The organism is uncultured Maricaulis sp., from assembly GCF_947259345.1.
GTDB lineage: Bacteria > Pseudomonadota > Alphaproteobacteria > Caulobacterales > Maricaulaceae > Maricaulis.
Genome location: NZ_CAMYLS010000027.1, coordinates 17,821 through 35,698, shown reverse-complemented (window position 1 = coordinate 35,698; position 17,878 = coordinate 17,821). Strand labels below are relative to the sequence as shown.

General features: G+C 63.7%; 14 protein-coding genes. 4 read left to right on the top strand and 10 right to left on the bottom strand.

Features of this window, described 5'->3' with window-relative positions:
* Positions 1-30: 30 nt before the first annotated feature.
* The gene (gene mutS / locus Q0X62_RS11715) at positions 31-2,724 is read right to left on the bottom strand and encodes a DNA mismatch repair protein MutS (protein ID WP_366946141.1); all 2,694 of its coding nucleotides are present in this window, start codon (positions 2,722-2,724) and stop codon (positions 31-33) included.
* Between the two features lie 118 nt (positions 2,725-2,842).
* Here mutS and Q0X62_RS11710 point away from each other — a divergent pair, with 118 nt between their 5' ends.
* The gene (locus Q0X62_RS11710) at positions 2,843-5,128 is read left to right on the top strand and encodes an NADP-dependent malic enzyme (protein ID WP_297735834.1); all 2,286 of its coding nucleotides are present in this window, start codon (positions 2,843-2,845) and stop codon (positions 5,126-5,128) included.
* Between the two features lie 4 nt (positions 5,129-5,132).
* On the opposite strand, the gene Q0X62_RS11705 is transcribed toward Q0X62_RS11710, so the two are convergent.
* The 7 genes from Q0X62_RS11705 to rsmI form a co-directional block, all read right to left on the bottom strand.
* Positions 5,133-6,485, bottom strand: coding sequence for an MFS transporter (locus Q0X62_RS11705; RefSeq protein WP_297735832.1), 1,353 nt, complete (start codon positions 6,483-6,485; stop codon positions 5,133-5,135).
* A 28-nt stretch (positions 6,486-6,513) separates the two neighbouring features.
* Entirely contained in the window at positions 6,514-8,424 is a 1,911-nt protein-coding gene (locus tag Q0X62_RS11700; protein ID WP_297735830.1) for an ATP-binding protein, read from the bottom strand.
* Between the two features lie 227 nt (positions 8,425-8,651).
* The gene (locus Q0X62_RS11695; RefSeq protein ID WP_297735828.1) at positions 8,652-10,190 is read right to left on the bottom strand and encodes a YifB family Mg chelatase-like AAA ATPase; all 1,539 of its coding nucleotides are present in this window, start codon (positions 10,188-10,190) and stop codon (positions 8,652-8,654) included.
* Between the two features lie 207 nt (positions 10,191-10,397).
* A complete protein-coding gene (gene gshB / locus Q0X62_RS11690; RefSeq protein WP_297735826.1) occupies positions 10,398-11,345 on the bottom strand; it encodes a glutathione synthase in 948 nt (315 codons plus the stop codon).
* Entirely contained in the window at positions 11,345-12,037 is a 693-nt protein-coding gene (locus Q0X62_RS11685) for a BON domain-containing protein (RefSeq protein WP_297735824.1), read from the bottom strand. The genes gshB and Q0X62_RS11685 overlap by 1 nt, the downstream gene beginning before the upstream one ends.
* Before the next feature lie 110 nt (positions 12,038-12,147).
* Positions 12,148-12,531, bottom strand: a complete 384-nt coding sequence (locus tag Q0X62_RS11680; RefSeq protein ID WP_297735822.1) for a YraN family protein — start codon at positions 12,529-12,531, stop codon at positions 12,148-12,150.
* Positions 12,528-13,424: a 16S rRNA (cytidine(1402)-2'-O)-methyltransferase gene (gene rsmI / locus Q0X62_RS11675; RefSeq protein ID WP_297735820.1), complete on the bottom strand. Its 897-nt coding sequence runs from the start codon at positions 13,422-13,424 to the stop codon at positions 12,528-12,530. Before rsmI ends, Q0X62_RS11680 begins: the two co-directional genes overlap by 4 nt.
* Here rsmI and Q0X62_RS11670 point away from each other — a divergent pair.
* Positions 13,423-14,775 (top strand): penicillin-binding protein activator, encoded by a 1,353-nt coding sequence (locus tag Q0X62_RS11670; RefSeq protein ID WP_297735818.1) that lies wholly within the window; start codon positions 13,423-13,425, stop codon positions 14,773-14,775. The two genes, rsmI and Q0X62_RS11670, sit on opposite strands and share 2 nt — an antisense overlap.
* Before the next feature lie 3 nt (positions 14,776-14,778).
* Here the strand turns inward: Q0X62_RS11670 and hemW are convergent, their stop codons facing one another.
* The gene (gene hemW, locus Q0X62_RS11665; protein WP_297735817.1) at positions 14,779-15,948 is read right to left on the bottom strand and encodes a radical SAM family heme chaperone HemW; all 1,170 of its coding nucleotides are present in this window, start codon (positions 15,946-15,948) and stop codon (positions 14,779-14,781) included.
* Positions 15,945-16,538: an RdgB/HAM1 family non-canonical purine NTP pyrophosphatase gene (gene rdgB, locus Q0X62_RS11660; RefSeq protein ID WP_297735815.1), complete on the bottom strand. Its 594-nt coding sequence runs from the start codon at positions 16,536-16,538 to the stop codon at positions 15,945-15,947. The genes hemW and rdgB overlap by 4 nt, the downstream gene beginning before the upstream one ends.
* 382 nt (positions 16,539-16,920) lie before the next feature.
* On the opposite strand from rdgB, the gene Q0X62_RS11655 reads away from it, so the two are divergent.
* Positions 16,921-17,475, top strand: coding sequence for a DUF2975 domain-containing protein (locus tag Q0X62_RS11655; protein WP_297735813.1), 555 nt, complete (start codon positions 16,921-16,923; stop codon positions 17,473-17,475).
* A 13-nt stretch (positions 17,476-17,488) separates the two neighbouring features.
* The gene (locus tag Q0X62_RS11650) at positions 17,489-17,713 is read left to right on the top strand and encodes a helix-turn-helix transcriptional regulator (protein WP_295691156.1); all 225 of its coding nucleotides are present in this window, start codon (positions 17,489-17,491) and stop codon (positions 17,711-17,713) included.
* Positions 17,714-17,878 lie beyond the last annotated feature (165 nt).

Below are 17,878 nucleotides of genomic sequence, written 5' to 3'. Positions count from 1 at the left end.
CGCCAATCTAGTGCAACGCCCGGGTCGGCGTCACGTCTTCTTCGTGAGGGATTTGAGCGCATAGAGCACATCCAGCGCCTCGCGCGGCGACAGAGCATCCGGATCAATCTGTTGGAGGCGCGTTTCCACCTCCGACACAAAGGGTTCCGGCTCCGGTTCGGCGGTGGCGAACAAGGGCAGATCATGCAGCGCCGCCGCAGGCGTGCCATCTGCTTCCAGGCGTTCCAGAATGGACTGTGCACGCTTGACAGCGACCCGGGGCAAGCCGGCGCGGCGTGCCACCTCAATCCCGTAGGACCGGTCTGCGGCGCCGGCACCGACCTCATGCAGAAAGACCAGCTCGCCCTTCCATTCACGCGCCTTCATAGAAACATTACCCGCCGCGTCGAGATCATCAGCCAGGCGGGTCAGCTCGTGGTAGTGGGTGGCGAAAAGGGCCCGGCAGCCATTCACGGCATGCAGATGTTCCGCGGCGGCCCAGGCTATGGACAGGCCGTCAAAGGTCGCGGTGCCCCGTCCGATCTCGTCCAGAATGACAAAACTGCGTGGCGTCGCCTGATTGAGGATAGCCGCCGTCTCGATCATCTCCGCCATGAAGGTCGAGCGCCCGCGCGCGAGATCATCCGCCGCCCCGACCCGGGAATAGAGCCTGTCAGCAATACCAATCCGGGCCGCGCGCGCCGGGACATAACAGCCCGACTGGGCCAGCATCAGGATCAGGGCATTCTGGCGCAGGAAGGTCGATTTACCGGCCATGTTGGGGCCGGTCACGAAAGTCAGGCGTGCAGCATCCTCACCGGCGCCGTCGAGATGGCAATCATTTGGCGTAAAGCGGCCATCGCCGGCCTTGGCCAATGCACGCTCGACTACCGGGTGGCGTCCGCCCTCGACGCTAAAAACGCTGTCATCAGAGACGGTCGGGCGACACGCCTCACTGTCCTCGGCCCATTCTGCCAGGCCGGCTGAAACGTCAAATTCGGCAAGCGCCCGCGCGGCAGCCCGGACTTGCCCCGCCACCCTCTCCACCCGGTCCCGGAGCCCGGCAAACGCTTCCAGCTCCATGGCCAGGGCCCGGTCTCCGGCGGAAGCGATCCTGGCTTCCAGCTCGGCCAGTTCAGTGGTGGAAAAACGCACCGCATTGGCCATGGTCTGGCGGTGAATGAAGCGCTCATCCCCCATCAGCGCGTCGCCATGCTTGGCGGTGACCTCAACGAAATAACCCAGCACATTGTTGTGCTTGACCTTCAGTGCACTGACCCCGACAGCCTCGGCATAGCTTTGCTGCAGGCCCGCCACAACGCGCCGGGAGGCGTCGCGCAACTCGCGCAATTCGTCCAGCTCAGCCTGCCATCCCTCGGCGATGAAACCGCCATCACGCGCGAGGAGCGGGGGTTCATCAGTGATGGCGCGCTCGAGATCAGCGACCAATTGCGCCAGCCCGGGCTTGTCATTGAGCACCAGGGCGGTCATCCCGTCCGAAATCAGCGCGGGCGGCGTATCGAGCGTGTTGTCGAGCAGGCGCGAGGCGATGATCTCGCCTTCCTGCAGGGCTGCCGCGAGGGCTTTCAGGTCACGCGGCCCGCCACGCCCGAGCAGCAATCGGGAGAGCGCCCGCTCGGCATCGCCTGCATGGCGCAGGCGTTCGCGCAGCTCCCGGCGCTCCGCCCGGCCGCGCTCGAACCAGGCAATGGCATCAAGCCGCGCTTCAATCGTCGCTATATCGGTCACGGGACGCGCCAGACGTTCGGCGAGACGACGGGCGCCCGGCGCGGTCACGGTGCGGTCGATCGCGTCCAGCAACGATCCCTGACGCGACCCTGACAAAGTTCGGTCGATTTCAAGGCTGGCCCGGGTCGCCGGATCAATGGCCAGGCTCGCCCCGGCCCGTATCTGGCGCGGCGGGGCGAGCTTGGCCGGTGCGCCCGCCTGTGACAGGGCAAGATAGTCGAGCAGGGCGCCGAGCGCGGCGCACTCCGCCTTGGAGAAGCTCCCGAACGCGGTCAGTTCCTGGACCTTGAACTGGTCCTTGAGCTGACGCTCCGCGGAGGCGGGATCGAACTTGGCTTTCGGCAATGGTGTCAGGGTGGACCGGGGCGCCAGGCTGGCTGCATCGGCAAAAGCCCTTTCCTCGACAAGCAATTCCGCTGGATTCATCGCAGCAATCTCAGCGGCGAGATTGTCAGGAGCAACAGGCGAAACCCGAAAATCACCGGTCGACACATCCGCCCAGGCAACCGCCGCTTCACCTGTGGGCAAATGGGCCAGAGCGGCAATCCGGTTGGACGATCGCGGATCAAGCAAGCTGTCTTCCGTCAGCGTGCCGGGTGTGACCACGCGTGTGATCGCGCGCTTGACGACAGCTTTGGACCCGCCCCGGGCCTTCGCCGCCTTGGGGTCTTCCATCTGCTCACCGACGGCGACCTTGAAGCCCGCCTTGATCAGACGCGCCAGATAGGCTTCCGCAGTCGCCGCCGGCACGCCACACATGGCAATCGGCTCGCCCTGGTGTTCGCCGCGTTTTGTCAGGGCGATGTCGAGAGCCGCCGATGCGCGTACGGCGTCATCAAAGAAGAGCTCATAGAAATCGCCCATACGGTAGAAGAGAAGGGCGTCCGCGGGTGCATCGGCGCGCAATTCCAGGAATTGCTGCATCATCGGCGTCGCCCCCTCCGTCGTCGGGAAGGTGCGGTCGCGCGGGACAGGGAGGGTCGACATGGCGTTCATCGGCGCAGACGGTGGCGAGGTTTCGCCTTGCGTGCAAGGGTGTGAAGCGGCTAGAGCGCTGTAAGGGCCGGGACTTCGGAATCTAACCGGTTTTTTGGAAGTTACAGGGACATCGGCAATGAGCGACAGAACCAGTCACGTCGAGGACGAGGAAGCCCTCGCCTTCCACAAGGACCCCGTCCCCGGCAAGCTGGCCCTGTCTCCGACCAAGCCGATGGCCACACAGCGCGATCTCTCGCTCGCCTACAGCCCGGGCGTCGCCGCTCCGGTCAAGGCGATCGCCGCCGACCCGGACAAGGTCTACGACTACACCTCCAAGGGAAATATGGTCGCCGTCATCTCCAACGGCACGGCCATTCTCGGCCTCGGCAATCTCGGCGCCATGGCATCCAAGCCAGTGATGGAAGGCAAGGCCGTCCTGTTCAAGCGCTTCGCCGATATCGACGCGATCGATATCGAAGTCGAGGAAGAGGACGCCGAACAATTCATCGAATGCGTGAAGCGCATCGGCAATACGTTCGGCGGCATCAATCTGGAGGATATCAAGGCACCGGAGAGCTTCATCATCGAGCAGCGCCTGCGCGAACTGCTCGATGTCCCGGTCTTTCATGATGACCAGCACGGTACGGCCATCATCTCCGCCGCCGGCATCATCAATGCTTGCGAGCTCACCGATCGCCGCATCGAGGATTTGACCGTTGTCGTCAATGGCGCCGGGGCGGCGGGTATCGCCGTGCTCGAACTGCTCAAGGCGATGGGCGTGCATCCGGACAATGCCATCCTGTGTGACAGCAAGGGCATCATCCATACAGAACGCGACAATCTCAATCAGTGGAAGGCGGCCCACGCCATCCAGACCGACAAGCGCTCACTGGCCGAAGCGGTCGATGGCGCGGATTGCTTTCTCGGCCTGTCGGTCGCCGGAGCGCTGACCCAGGACATGGTCAAGACCATGGCCAAGGATCCGATCATTTTCGCCATGGCCAATCCGGACCCGGAGATCAGTCCCGAGGACGCCCGCGCCGTCCGCGAGGATGCCATCGTCGCCACCGGTCGGTCGGACTATCCCAACCAGGTCAATAATGTCCTCGGCTTCCCTTATATCTTTCGCGGGGCGCTGGATGTGCGGGCCCGCACCATCAATGAGGAGATGAAAATCGCGGCGGCCCGGGCGCTCGCCGCGCTAGCCAAGGAAGATGTTCCGGATGAGGTCGCCGCCGCCTATCACGGGGCCCGCCCGACTTTTGGCCGCAATTACATCATCCCGTCGCCGTTTGATCCGCGGCTGATTTCCTATGTCCCGCCCTATGTCGCCCAGGCCGCGATGGATACGGGCGTGGCCCGCAAGCCGATCCCGGACATGGCCGCCTATCGCGCCTCCCTGGCCCGCCGTCTCGACCCGACCGCGGCCCTCCTGCAACGCATCCAGGGCGCGGTGATGGGGCATGGCCGCCGCATCGTTTTCGCGGAAGGCGAGGAACCCTCGGTCATCCGTGCGGCCTACGCCTTCCAGAACCAGGAGCTCGGCAAGGCCGTTCTGGTTGGCCGGGAAGAGATCACGCGCGCGAATATGCGCCTTGTCGGTGTGCCGGAAGACTCGATCGAGATCGTCAATGCGCGCCTCTCGGATCGCAATGCCGACTATGCCGACTTCCTCTACAAGCGCCTGCAGCGCAAAGGCTATCTCAAGCGCGACGTCCAGCGCCTGGTCAATAATGACCGCAATGTCTTCTCGGCCTGCATGGTCAAGTTGGGCGATGCGGACGGCATGGTGACCGGCACTACCCGCTCCTATGGCGCGGCGCTGGGCGATGTCTCCCAAGTGCTCGACCCGGCCGAAGGTCAGCGTGTCATGGGCATGTCGATCGCCCTGGCCAAGAACCGCACCCTTTTCATCGCCGACACCAATATCGCCGAATTCCCGGACGAGCACGCCCTCGCCGATATCGCGATGGAAACAGCGGCTGCGGCCAAGGGTTTCGGCTTCACGCCGCGCGTGGCTTTCCTGTCCTATTCGACCTTCGGAAATCCGTCCGGAGATCGCTCGGACAAGCTGCGCCGCGCCGTCAAGATCCTGGACGAACGCGGGGTCGATTTCGAATACGAGGGCGAGATGAATGTCGATGTGGCGCTCGACCCGTCACACCGCTTCCTCTACCCGTTCTCGCGCCTGAAGGGCCCGGCGAATGTGCTGGTCATGCCAGCCATCCACTCCGCCTCGATTGCTACCAAGCTTCTGCGCATGGCGGGCGGCGCGACGGTCATCGGGCCGATGCTGGTCGGGGTCGAAAAACCGGTCCAGATCGCCCGGCTCGGCGCGTCGGTGTCGGAGATCACGACGCTCGCCGCCCTGGCCGCCTACGACCCGGACAAGCATGATGTGGACAGCGGACTGGCGGAGTAGGGGGTCAGGCTTCTTCGGTCTGTCGTTCCGGGAATTTGTGTTCGCCCTTGGCGGCTGCCGGGCCGAACTTCATGACGACAACCAAAAGGATCGCGGCGGGGATAGTCCACGCGGCCGTGATTGCGAAGAACATCACCCAGCCGACCGCGTCAGCCAGGACGCCGGAGAAGCCGGACAGGAACTTCGCGAACAGGGCGTAGAATGAGCTGACCCACGCATACTGGGTCGCCGCGCTCGCCGGATCGACCAGGCTCGACAGATAGGCAATGAAGACTGTGGTGACGAAGCCGCCGGCCAGATTGTCGCCAACGATGGCGATCAAAAGCTTCCAGGTGTCGTCCGGCCCCGCGGTGGCAGCCAGCCACGCGTACGCACCATTCGTCACAAGCGTAATGACCAGGCCAATGACCAGCGTTCGCATCAAGCCGAACCGATAGGCAAAGACGCCTCCGATAAAGAGCCCGGCCATGGTCGCTGCCAGGCCGGGACCGCCCTGGATCCCGCCGACGATCGCACGATCGAAGTCCAGATCGGAATACAGCGGGGCGGCCATGACCCCCATGGTGAAGTCACTCATCCGATAGAGTGAAATCAAACCGATAACCGGGAAAATCCACCAGTTGAGACGCTCGAAAAAGTCTTTGAAAGGCTGCCAGACCGAGCGAACGATCTTGATGCCGAGGCTACCTGCAAGCTCCCGCCGCCCGACGCCGGCCTTCGGCTCGCGCATGAACCAGACCAGGCCCGCCGACGCTGCCATCGCACCTGCCATGACGAGAAAAGAAATGTCCCAGTCGGCCCATTCGGAGATCGCCAATCCGAGACCCGAGGTCATGTAGGCAATGCGGTATCCGAACGAATAGGCGGCCGCCATGTTGGCCTGCATGTCGTTTGGCGCGGATTCAATGCGCCACGCATCAATGGCGACGTCCAGCGTCGCTCCGGAATAGGCCAGCAACAGTGCGGCGATTGCGACCGGCACAAGACTGACCAACGGATCGGTCTGCGAAATGATGACCAAAGCGATGACCGTCCCGGAGATCGCCGTCACGATCCAGGATCGACGAGCGCCCAAAAGCTTGTGCAGGAACGGAATTTTTACGCGATCGACGACCGGTGCCCAGACAAATTTGAGCGTGTAGGACAGTGTGACGAAGTAGAAAAAGCCGATGGTCGAACGATCGATCCCGGCATCGCGGAGCCAGTAGGACAGTTTCTGGAAGACCATGTAGAGCGGAAGCCCGGACGCAAATCCGAGAACCAGCATCGAGAGCATGACCGGCGTCGCATAAACGACCAGGGTTTGCATGAAGGTGCGCTGGCCCGCGATGCCGGCAGTTTCTCGCAAGTCAGACATGGGCTTACCACTCCGGCAGGGGACTTTGTCAGCCCATGCTGGCGCGGTTTCCGGGGCGGCACAAGCGGGTCAGGCTGGTCGCGAGCTGATCCGCATCGAGCGGCTTGGCCAGGAATTCGTCCATGCCGGCCCCGAGGCAAATCGTGCGGTCGGCCTCAGAGTCATTGGCGGTCAAGGCGATCAGCGGCAGGTTGAGCCCCGCATCGCGGGCCGCCCGCGCAATATCGGGGCCGTCCATTCCGGGCATGCGCTGATCCAGCAGGGCGGCATCAAATGCCTGTGAAGTCAGCGCCTCAAGCGCTGCATCTCCCCTGGCGACCGACGTCACATGAACACCGAGCCCCTCCAGGCATTTACGCGCGATCAGCGCATTGACCGGATCATCCTCGGCGACCAGCAGGTGAAGGCCGGAGACATCCGGCTGGAATGCCGTGGCAGCGCCGGTGTTCCGGGGCGGCTCGGTCCCGCCGTCGACGGATTCGCGACCGGTGAGCTGTGCCACCAGGGTCAAGGCACGAACGGGTTTGACGAACCAGTTGACCGGCCCATTCGCCACGAGATCATCACGCTGAGCTTTCTCGGACGGGGTCACCAGCTGCCAGATGCGGCGCGCCTCGGCCGCCACAGCCCAATCTGCATCACAAAGCAGATCGCGTCCGCGCGCCAGGTCGAGCATATCCGGGCTTTCGATAGCCCTCACGTCAGCCCCCATCGCCACAAGTTGATCGTGGAGGCTTTGCCGCAACATGGCATTGTCACTCGCCACCGCGATCGCATGTCCCATCATGGGCTGATCTGTACGAAGGGCAAGAACAGGCAGATCGAAGATAAGCCAGAATTTCGCGCCTTGCCCCAGACGGCTTTCCACGCCCATCGCACTATTCATGGCATCGGCAAGACGGCGGACCATGGCCAAGCCGAGCCCGGCCCCGCTTTCCGCGCCATTGCGCTCGGCGGCGCCGCGTTCAAAATGTTCGAACAGGGTTTCCTGGTCTGCCTCGGAAATGCCGGGGCCGGTGTCGCTGACCGCGAGGGCCAGACGGTCCCGTCCCTCACTGTCCGGAGCATTGGTGATGTCGACGCGGACGCCACCCTCAGCGGTGAATTTCACGGCATTGCCGATGAGATTATAAAGGATCTGCTTGAGCCGGGCAGCATCACCGGCGACCTGGACCGGTGCGCCATGGGCATGAACAACGCCGATCTCGAGCCCTTTTTCCTGCGCCCGCGGCGCGGCCAGCTCGACCGTTTCGCGGACCAGTTCAACGATATCTACCGGTTCCGGACGCAATTCGAGATGGCCGGCCTCTAGTCGGGACAGGTCCAGAATATCATCGACCATGGCCAAGGCATGATCCGCAGAGGCCGCGATCGAGCGCACATAATCGGCCTGGTCCGGCTTGAGGGCCGTTGCTTCAAGCAGGCGCGAGACCCCCAACGCACCGGCCAGCGGTGTGCGCAATTCATGGGTCACGGCGGCAAAGAAGAGGGATTTGGCACGCTGGGACGCTTCCAGATCCTCATGCGCCTCACGGCGTGACGTGACATCGCGCCCGACCGAGATCACGCCGGCATCGCCCGGCAGAAGACGCTCATCCCATTCGATCCAGATCGCCCCGCTGCGCGTGCGCATCAGCATCTCATAACGGCGTGAATCCTGTGTGGTCACCGGTGGCGCGACCGAGAACCAACGCCCAACCCAGTCGGCCCGTTCCCCGCCGAAGGCCTTCAGGAAGGCGGCATTGACATACATGACCCGACCGCCAAAGCCGCGCACAAGGATAAGCTCACCAGCCGCATCGAGGGCGGTCAGCAGCAAATCATCCAGGGGGGCGGTGTGAGACGCAAACGGGTCGGGATTGGCGCTATTTGGACGCGTGACACTGTCGGGCCGCGACGGGTCCGTTGCGCTGTGTCGATTGTCCGGCTCGTCGGCCACGATCCACCCTCGGCTTTATCTGTCTGTTTTCTAACCGATCGGGGTTAATGAAGCGTCGTCATCGCGGCCTGGTATGTAGTCCCGCCCCAGCGTGCAATTTCAGGCGCGACAGACGCCTCCGCAGAGCCGGGTCGGACCCGGCGCTTTGCGAGCTATCAAGGCTGACGCCAATCGGTCAGTAGCTCACACGGCCCACGCGACCGCTGGCAATGCCAGGCCTGCCCTGCCTAGCGAAGCGGACTGCCCGCGCGAGCAACCCCACGGGCCGGCCCCCGATTGAGACCACGGCGACAAGACAAAGCTTCGGCAATATGCAGCCGGCGCACTGCCTCTTGGCCGTCCAGATCAGCGATCGTGCGCGCCACCCGCAAGATCCGGTGATAGGAGCGCGCCGTCAGGGATTGCTGCATGGCCGCCTCTTGCAGGAGATTTTCCCCCGCCCGGTCCGGCGCCGCGACATGATCGAGCTGATCGGTAGGAAGGTGGGCATTGAGCGACCCCCGCTCGGTCTGGGCTTCGCGGGCGATGGCGACGCGAGCAGCCGCCTCGGCCGTCCCTTCCATGGGCGGCGGCAGAGCAAGGTCGGCAGGCGTGACTGGCGGGACTTGTATCTGCAGATCAATCCGATCCAGCATCGGACCGGAAATCCGGGCTTGATAGTCGATCGCGCAGCGCTCACCCCGACGACAACTCGCCCCATCGCTCCCGCCACCACCGCAGCGGCAGGGATTCATCGCCGCGACCAGCTGGAAGCGGGCGGGGTAGGCGATGTGGGCATTGGCGCGCGCCACAGTGATGGAGCCAGTCTCCAGTGGCTGTCGGAGGCTGTCGAGGACTTGCGGGTGGAATTCCGGCAATTCATCAAGGAAGAGGACGCCGCGATGGGCCAGGGACGCTTCACCCGGCTTGGCCCGACTTCCACCGCCCACCATTGCAGCCATGGAGGCGGAGTGATGCGGTGCCCGGAAAGGACGGTTTCGCGTCAGCCGCCCCCGCTCCAGCAAGCCCGCGACCGAGTGGATCATCGACACATCGAGCAATTCTGGAGCGGTCAAAGGTGGCAGAAGACCGGGCAGGCGCTCGGCCAGCATGGACTTGCCGGAGCCGGGCGGACCAACCATCAGCAGATTATGGTGTCCGGCCGCGGCAATCTCGAGGGCTCGCTTTGCACCCTCCTGACCTTTGACCTGCCGTAAATCGACCTGCGGCCCAGCTTCGATCAGTTCACCGGGCGCGGGCCGGTCGAGGACCTGGCTTCCCTTGAAGTGATTGATCAGCTGAATGAGTGTCGCCGGCGCCAGGATGGCCAGATCGCCACCCGCCCAGGCGGCTTCCGGGCCGCACCCTTCCGGACAGATCAGCGCGCGCCCTGCACTGTGTGCCGCAACCGCCGCCGGCAAGGCGCCAGGCGCTGAGCGAATGCGTGCATCGGCGCCTAGTTCACCGAAGGCCAGATAATCCTCCGCCACATCCTTGGGCAGGACATCAAGTTCCGCCAACACTCCGATCGCAATGGGCAAGTCGAAATGCGAGCCCTCCTTGGGCTGGTCGGCCGGGGCGAGATTGACGATCAGCCGCTTGGACGGCAGTGACAGCCCCAGCGCAGAGAAGGCGGCCCGGACGCGCTCCCGGCTTTCGGCGACCGCCTTGTCAGCGAGACCAACAATCGAAAAGATCGGCTGCGACCCGCCTGCAACCTGTACCTGCACATCCACAAGTCGAGCTTCGGCTCCCTGGAAGGCGACAGAGCTTGTTCGTGCTGCCACAACAAATCTCCCGACATACCCGGCGTTTGAATCACAGAGCTCGGCCTGTATCGCGCCCCGGCATCCGGTCGCAGGTCTGCGGAAGCGGAAAAATGCGATACCGGTAAACACCCGGCATCATTGGGTTTTCCACAGGCAGACATTCGCCCGGATCAAAACAGGAACAAATCATGTACGAGCAATGAGTACACGTCAAGGGTGTGAATGTCAGTTTCCGATTCGACGAGCAACCGCATCCCAGAAGGCGGCACAAGTATCGATGCCGGAGAAACGCTTCAGCTCCTGCACCCCGGTCGGGGAGGTAACATTGATCTCGGTCAGGCGATCACCGATCACGTCAATTCCGACCAGGACAAGATCGCGCTCCTTGAGAACCGGCGCAATCGCGTCACAAATGCGCAAGTCGCTGTCAGACAGATCAGAGGCCTCGGCAACGCCGCCGACATGCATGTTGGACCGGGTTTCACCCGTTTGCGGGACGCGGTTGATCGCGCCCACCGGCTCACCATCAATGATCAGGATGCGTTTGTCGCCCGCCGACACGTCTGGCAGGAAGGCCTGCGCGATGACGGGCTCGCGCGACTGGGCGAAGAAGGTCTCAAGCAGGGCGGAGAAATTCCCGTCTCCGGGCTTGAGCCGGAAGACGCCGGCGCCACCATTGCCGTAGAGCGGTTTGACAATGATGTCCCGATGGGTGTCCCGGAAACGCGTCAACGCCGGAAGGTCCCGCGTGATGAGGGTCGGGGGAATGATGTCCGGATACAGAAGCGGCAGGATTTTCTCCGGGCTCGAACGCACCCAGAACGGGTCATTGAGCACCAGGGTCTCACCCTTGAGCATTTCCAGCAGGTGCGCCGCGGTCTGATAGGCCATGTCGAAGGGCGGGTCCTGACGCATCAGAACGACTTCGATATCCCGGGCCAGATCAAGTATGCGCTCGTCACCGAGCTCGGCATGCTCGCCCTGGACGTGGCGAACGATCACCGGACGGGCCCGCGCCTCGATCCGCCCCTCATTCCAGGCCAGCTGATCAGGGTGATAGACGAAGAGCTCGGCGCCACGGGCCTGGGCTTCTTCCATCAGGGCGAAGGTCGTGTCCGCGTCCACATTGACCGTCTCGATCGGGTCCATCTGGACCGCAACACGCCATGTCATCATCTCGTCTCCGGTCCACCCAGCAATTGCGGACCGGAGTTAGGCGCGCCGCCGCCGGATTCAACCCCGGGATTGGCTTCACCCGCACACGCTTCGGCGCGGCGCTCGCCGCGGGCCGGCAGATTGGTCGGAACCCCGGAGATCCGCACATAGGAGACGACCTCCTGCACGCCTTCGACCAGCGCGGCATGGGAACTGGCGCGTTCTAGCTCGCCGCGATTGCGTGCGACGCCCAGCAAGTAAACGCGCCCATTGCGGGTTTCGACGTTAAAATTGATGGAGCGGACGGCACGGTCGGAGATAAGCCGACCATTCACGCGCGCCGTAATCTCTGCGTCACGGGCCCGGTCGCGGAACCCCTGGCCGCTGCCGATTTCGATCTCATTGGCGACGTTTCGGACCGCCACCGATGACCAGGCGAGACATTCCGCCATCAAGCGATCATCCTCACGCGGCACACGGCCAGTCAGAAGCGCAATGCCCTCTGTCACCTCGACATCCACCCCGTCCAGCGCGAAACCTTCCGAGCGAAGCATGGCGGACTTGATCGCGACCGAGGCATTGGTGTCATCGAGCTGACGCCCGATGGATCGCTCTTCATTGATCGATCCAACCGAGCTACAGGCCGCAGGGACAAGCCCGGCCAGGCCGGCGAACAGCAAGATGGACAGCGTGGAAAGTCGGTCGGCCATGCTCGAAACTCCTGTCGAATCGCCCGCGCCCCAGCTTGGTCAATTGCAGACGCACTACCATGGCAAGTCGCAGCGCTGGAGCCAAGCACGAACCCATTCGAGCCGCGCTGTCAAAGCAGATCACGGGCACCGTCTCCCGGCACCCAGGCAGCGTGTCTGTGCTGGGGCCAGCGCCCAGGCACAATGAGAACAAGATCATATCTCAAGTGCAGGGCCTGAAGGTCGGGCCGGCGCGCTCGCCAGAGCGAGGCGGCTCGCGTGATCCGGCCGCGCTGTCTCGGTCCGATGGACTCCAGCGCGGCCTGCACGCTAGCGCGCGCCTTCACCTCAATAAAAACGAGATACTCACCGCGCCGGGCGACCAGATCGATTTCTCCGGCTGCCGTGCGGGCCCGATGATCGAGCAATTGGTAGCCCTTGCAAAGCAGCCAGCCCATGGCCAGCCATTCAGCCCATCGGCCGCGGGATTCCGCCTGCCGCCGGGCCCGGCTCACCGGTCCTCGCCCTTGAGCGCCAGGGCCCGGGCATAGACATCCCGGCGCGACCAGCCGGAGGCCTCGGCAACGTGGCTTGCGGCCTCCTTGACCCGCATATCCTCAAGCGCGGCCCGCAAGGCGGTGTCGACCTTTCCGGCATCCCAGTCATCGGCCGCAGGTGGACCAACCACAATCACGACTTCACCGCGCGGCGGACCGGCTTCGGCATAATGGGTCGCCAGGTCGGACAGGTTGCCGCGCCGGGCCTCTTCATGCAGCTTGGTCAGCTCGCGGCACACAGCCGCCGGCCGATCGCCCAGCACCTTGGCCAGACTTGCAAGCATGGCCGGGAGGCGCGACACGCCCTCATAGAAAACAAGGCTGCCCGGTACGTGGCGGAAGGGTTCTAGCCAGGCTTCACGCGGGCCGGTTTTTTGCGGCGGGAAGCCGGCGAAGGTGAAACAATCGGTTGGCAAGCCCGCGATCGCGAGCGCGGCCAGGACAGCAGAGGCACCGGGGATGGCAATGACCGGCACATTGTCGTCGATAGCCTCACGCGCCAGCTTGTAGCCCGGGTCGGAGACGAGCGGTGTACCCGCATCGGAGACCAGCGCGACCCGCGCGCCCTCGCGCAGATCGGCGAGAATGCCGGGCCTGACACGTTCACCGTTGTGATCATGGTAGGCGGTCAGCTCGACCCGCAAGCCATAGGCATCAAGCAGGCGCCGCGTAACCCGCGTATCCTCAGCCAGAACACGATCGACACCGCCCAGCACGTCCAATGCCCGCAAGGTGATGTCACGCAGATTGCCGATCGGCGTGGAAACGAGGTAGAGGCCCGGTCCGAGCGCTTGCCCCTTGCCGCCGTGGCGGATAGCTTCGCCTTGAATTTCCCGGGATGTTTCGGTCATGCTTCCAGTCTTCAAATCACGTATCGCGCTGTCATTTGACACTTTGGCACAAAGCCGGGCCGTGCGCTGCCTCGCTGTCATCGGCCTCGTCGGGGCCCTGGCAGCATGCGGCACAACCCAGACAACGCCGCCGCCGCAACCCGTGATCACGCCGCCTGAACCGGTGATCGACGAGCCAGTCGAGGACAAGCCGGATCCGGTTGAAGAACCCGTCGCAACCGGTCTTGTCCCGCCGCACATGGCCGACCGTGACATCGCTCGCGTTGCTGTATTGCTCCCGTTCTCCGCCGATAATTCAGGGGCACGCTCTGAAGCGCTGCGCCTGCTCCGCGCCGCCGAACTGGCCCTTTTTGAACGTGGTAGCGGCAATCTGCTTTTGATCCCCAAAGACACGCAAGGCACGCCACAGGGTGCCCGATCTGCCGCACAGGCGGCCGTCGAAGACGGCGCGGACATCATTATCGGCCCGCTGTTCGGACCTGCCGTTCAGGCGGCCGGACAGGTTGCCCGCCAGGCCGATATTCCGGTCATCGCCTTTACGACGGACACGACCGTCGCCGGCAATGGCGTCTATCTGATGAGCTTCCCGCCGGAGATCGAGGTCGCCCGCATCGTTGAGTATGCGACGCGCCAGGGCGTCGAACGTTTCGCCTATCTGGGCCCACAAAACCGGTATGGCATGGCGGTCTATTCGGCGCTCGCGGACAATGCTGCCCTGACCGGCGGCTATATTGCTGCCGAAAGCTTTTACACAGGCGATGTCGAAGCCATGGCCCGGGCCTCGGCCCGGCTGGCCGAGGGCGTGTTCGAACCGCTGACCCCGGAGGAAGCCGACGAGCTGCGCCAACAGACGTGGGCTCCGGATCCGGAAGCCCCCTTCCAGGCGGTCATTCTGCCCGAGGGCGGGACGCGCCTGCGTTCGCTTGGCCCGCTTCTGATTTCCCAGGCCGTCGACCCGCTTGTTGTTCGCTTTCTCGGCACGGGCCTGTGGAATGACCCGGATCTGCTGCGTGAGCCAGCCCTGCATGGCGGCTGGTTTGCCGGGCCGGACCTGAATGCACGCACGGCTTTCGAAACCGCCTATGAAGCCAGTTTCGGCGGCGAACCCTCTCGGATTGCCAGCCTCGCCTATGACGCAATGAGCCTGGCCGCCCATCTCGACGGCGGCGAGCGTGGCTTTACCCGCGAAGCCATCGAGGAAGACCAGGGCTTCCTGGGCGCGGACGGGCTGTTCCGCTTCCGCGAAACCGGGCTGATTGAACGGGGTCTGGCCATCTATGAGATGCGCTCGCGCGGCCTGCGTGAAATCGAGCCGGCCCCGCTGACTTTTGAGCCCCAAGAGGCCTTCTAGGCCCTACGGCAAAATCTCCCGCGTGACCCGGTCGGCGAGCAAGCGCCCTCTGGCGCTCAGCCGCAATCGTAACCCGTCCTGCTCGAGCATGCCGGCTTCGATCATTTGCGTGATACCGGCGGCGTCGAGCACACACCCCGTACTGGCTGTGACGTGGGCGAGATCGAGACCTTCAATAATGCGCAGGCCAAGGAAGGCGCGTTCGACCAGATCGTCCTGGGCCGTCAGCCGCTCGGTCCCGTCCGCCGCGAGACCTGACCCACTTTCCTGAACGGACCGGATGTAATCGGCAGGTCGCCGACAGGCCGTTGTCGCGAAACGCCCACCCTTGGCCGAATGGCCCAAACGGCCGTGTGCTCCGGGCCCGACACCAATCCAGTCGCCACCCTCCCAATAGAGCCTGTTGTGCGTCGAGCGATCCTGCGGCGTCCGCGCATGGTTGGAAATTTCGTAGGCCGGAAAACCCGCCGCGTCGCACAGAGCCTGGGTCGCCTCATAGAGATCAGCCGCACTGTCACCATCGACCGCGAGCGTTTCACCACGCGCGCTGCGCTTGCCGAAAGCGGTCCCGGCTTCGATCGTGAGCTGGTAGGCCGAAACATGGCTGGCCCCGCTCGCCAGCGCCTCACCCAGATCGCGGGACCAGGCCGCCAGATCCTGCCCGGCCCAGGCATAGATCATGTCGACGGAGACCCGACCAAAAGCCGCAAGCGCGGATTCTATGGCTGAACGGGCAGACGGGCCGTCATGATCACGCCCAAGCTGGCGCAGCACGGCGTCATCAAAGCTCTGAACGCCAAGGGACAGGCGCTGAACGCCGACCTCGGCGAGGCCGGCAAAGCGGACGTGGTCGTTCGGATTGGCTTCCAACCCGATCTCGATGTCTGTCGTGAAGCCCCAGAGCCGCTCTGCGGTCTCGAGAACGCGCGCCACCGCGGTCGGGGTCATCAGGGACGGCGTGCCACCGCCCAGATGGAGGCTGGCGAGCGGGCGGTCACCCGTGCGCACACGCCAGTCCGCCATGTCCGCCAATATGGCGTCCAGAAGGGCGTCATCATCGCCCTTGGGCCGATAGACGTTGAAATCGCAATAGGGGCAGATCCGCGCGCAATAGGGCCAGTGCAGGTACAGTCCCAGCGCATGCCCCAAACTGGTAGCTGTCGACCCGGTCACGAACCGAACTCGGCCCGGGTCATGGCATCCAGCGCCCGCGCCCGGTGACTGAGTTGACGTTTCTCGTCGGCACTCATCTCGCCGAAAGTGCGGTCATGCCCGCGTGGCTGGAAGACCGGGTCATAGCCAAACCCGCCCGGCCCGCGCGGCGGCCAGACGATATCGCCCACGACTTCGCCCTCGAAGAAGCTGACGCCCTCGCCCGGGCGCGCGAGGGCGATCGTGCAGACAAAGCGCGCCGTGCGATCGGAGGCTCCGGTCTCGTTCAAAGCGCCCTCGACGCGCTGCATGGCCCGCATGAAGTCGCGAGGCTCTCCAGCCCAGCGCGCCGAGTAAATGCCCGGATCGCCACCCAGCGCATCGACGGAAAGCCCGGAATCATCTGCCAAACAAGGCAATCCGGTCGCCTCACAGGCCGCTCGGGCCTTCAGCGCCGCATTACCGCGAAATGTCGTCTCGGTTTCTTCGGGTTCAGGCAGATCGAGGTCGCGAGCGCTTTTCAGGGCGATTCCAAATGGCGCCAGAATCTGCTCCATCTCCTTGATCTTGCCCGCATTATGGCTCGCGAGGACCCAGGTTTCCTGGCTCATTTCGACCCCTTTCCGACCCGGTTTCATATCGCCTTTCGAAAAATTCATATCGAAAAACGATATTTTTCGCTTGCGTGCCCCGAACTTTGTGTTTATCGATAAACAACAAGGACGGGAAACGTCGTCCGAACAACATGAATGACAACGGTAATTGGTCAGATACAAGACAAAGGAAACAGTAAAATGGTCAGGTCCAAAAATTCAGGCATGCAGATGATCGGCTCTATCGCCATCAATCTGGTATTGCTGGTTTCGGTTGCCGCCGGCGCGTTCTACGCCATTGCCCCGGTTGCAGCATGATGGAAAAAGTCGCGTGAGATCCGACGGATCACAATAAGGTCCGCGGATCTCGCGTGCGACGCCTAAAAGGGAAGGGGCGGTCATGAAGACACTGGGCAGCGGATCACTGGCATCCGTGATGAAGGTGATACTGGATATCGTCTGGTATCTGGCCTGGGGTCTCTTGGGTTTTGCCGCCCTCGTACTGATCGCCACAGGTGCCACCCTGGTGATGGACTGGCTGGGCTATTCGCCCGGGCCTGTCACGGAGTTACTCGGGACCATCCGCGATCTGGGCTGGGTCTACCCCATCCTGGTGGCTGAAATCATCGCCGGCCTTCTGGTCATTGACCGTCTGCGCCGGATCTTCGCCACGCTGATCGCCGGGGATCCCTTCGTGCCGGAAAACGCCGGCCATTTGCGGGTGATCGCGATCGCCATCGCGGCCTACCAGGTTCTGCGCCATCTTACGCAGGGCGCAGTTGCCATGATCCTGACCCTTCTGGACATGGACAATCCGGTGGTCGGCGGTCTTGAGCTGAATGCGACCGCAAATATCGATCTTGGGGCCTGGTTTGCCGTGGCGGCACTCCTGGTCCTGGCGGAAGTCTTCCGCGAAGGCGCGCGGATGCGTCAAGAACAAAAATTGACGATTTAGGGAGACGCACACCATGCCCATTCGCGTCACTCTTGATCGCATGCTCCTCGAGCGCCGCATGTCGCTGACCGAACTTTGCGACCGTGTCGGCATCACCATGGCCAACCTGTCCATTCTCAAGACAGGCAAGGCCAAGGCCGTCCGCTTCTCGACCCTGGAAGCGCTCTGCCGCGAACTGGGTTGTCAGCCTGGCGACCTGTTGAGTTTTGATGATGAGGACGAGGACGCCGCCGAATAGGCGCGATCGTCACCACAAGACCGCCGGCCCTTGTGCCGACGGGACAGACGGCGGGGGTGGGCCTGCACGGTAGCCCCTTCCCAAAGAGGCCGTGCGGGCCGTTTCCAGCCCCCCAGCGCGCCCCCGCCGTCTGTTCTTCCTTCGACATGATGTGCCGAAGTCGCC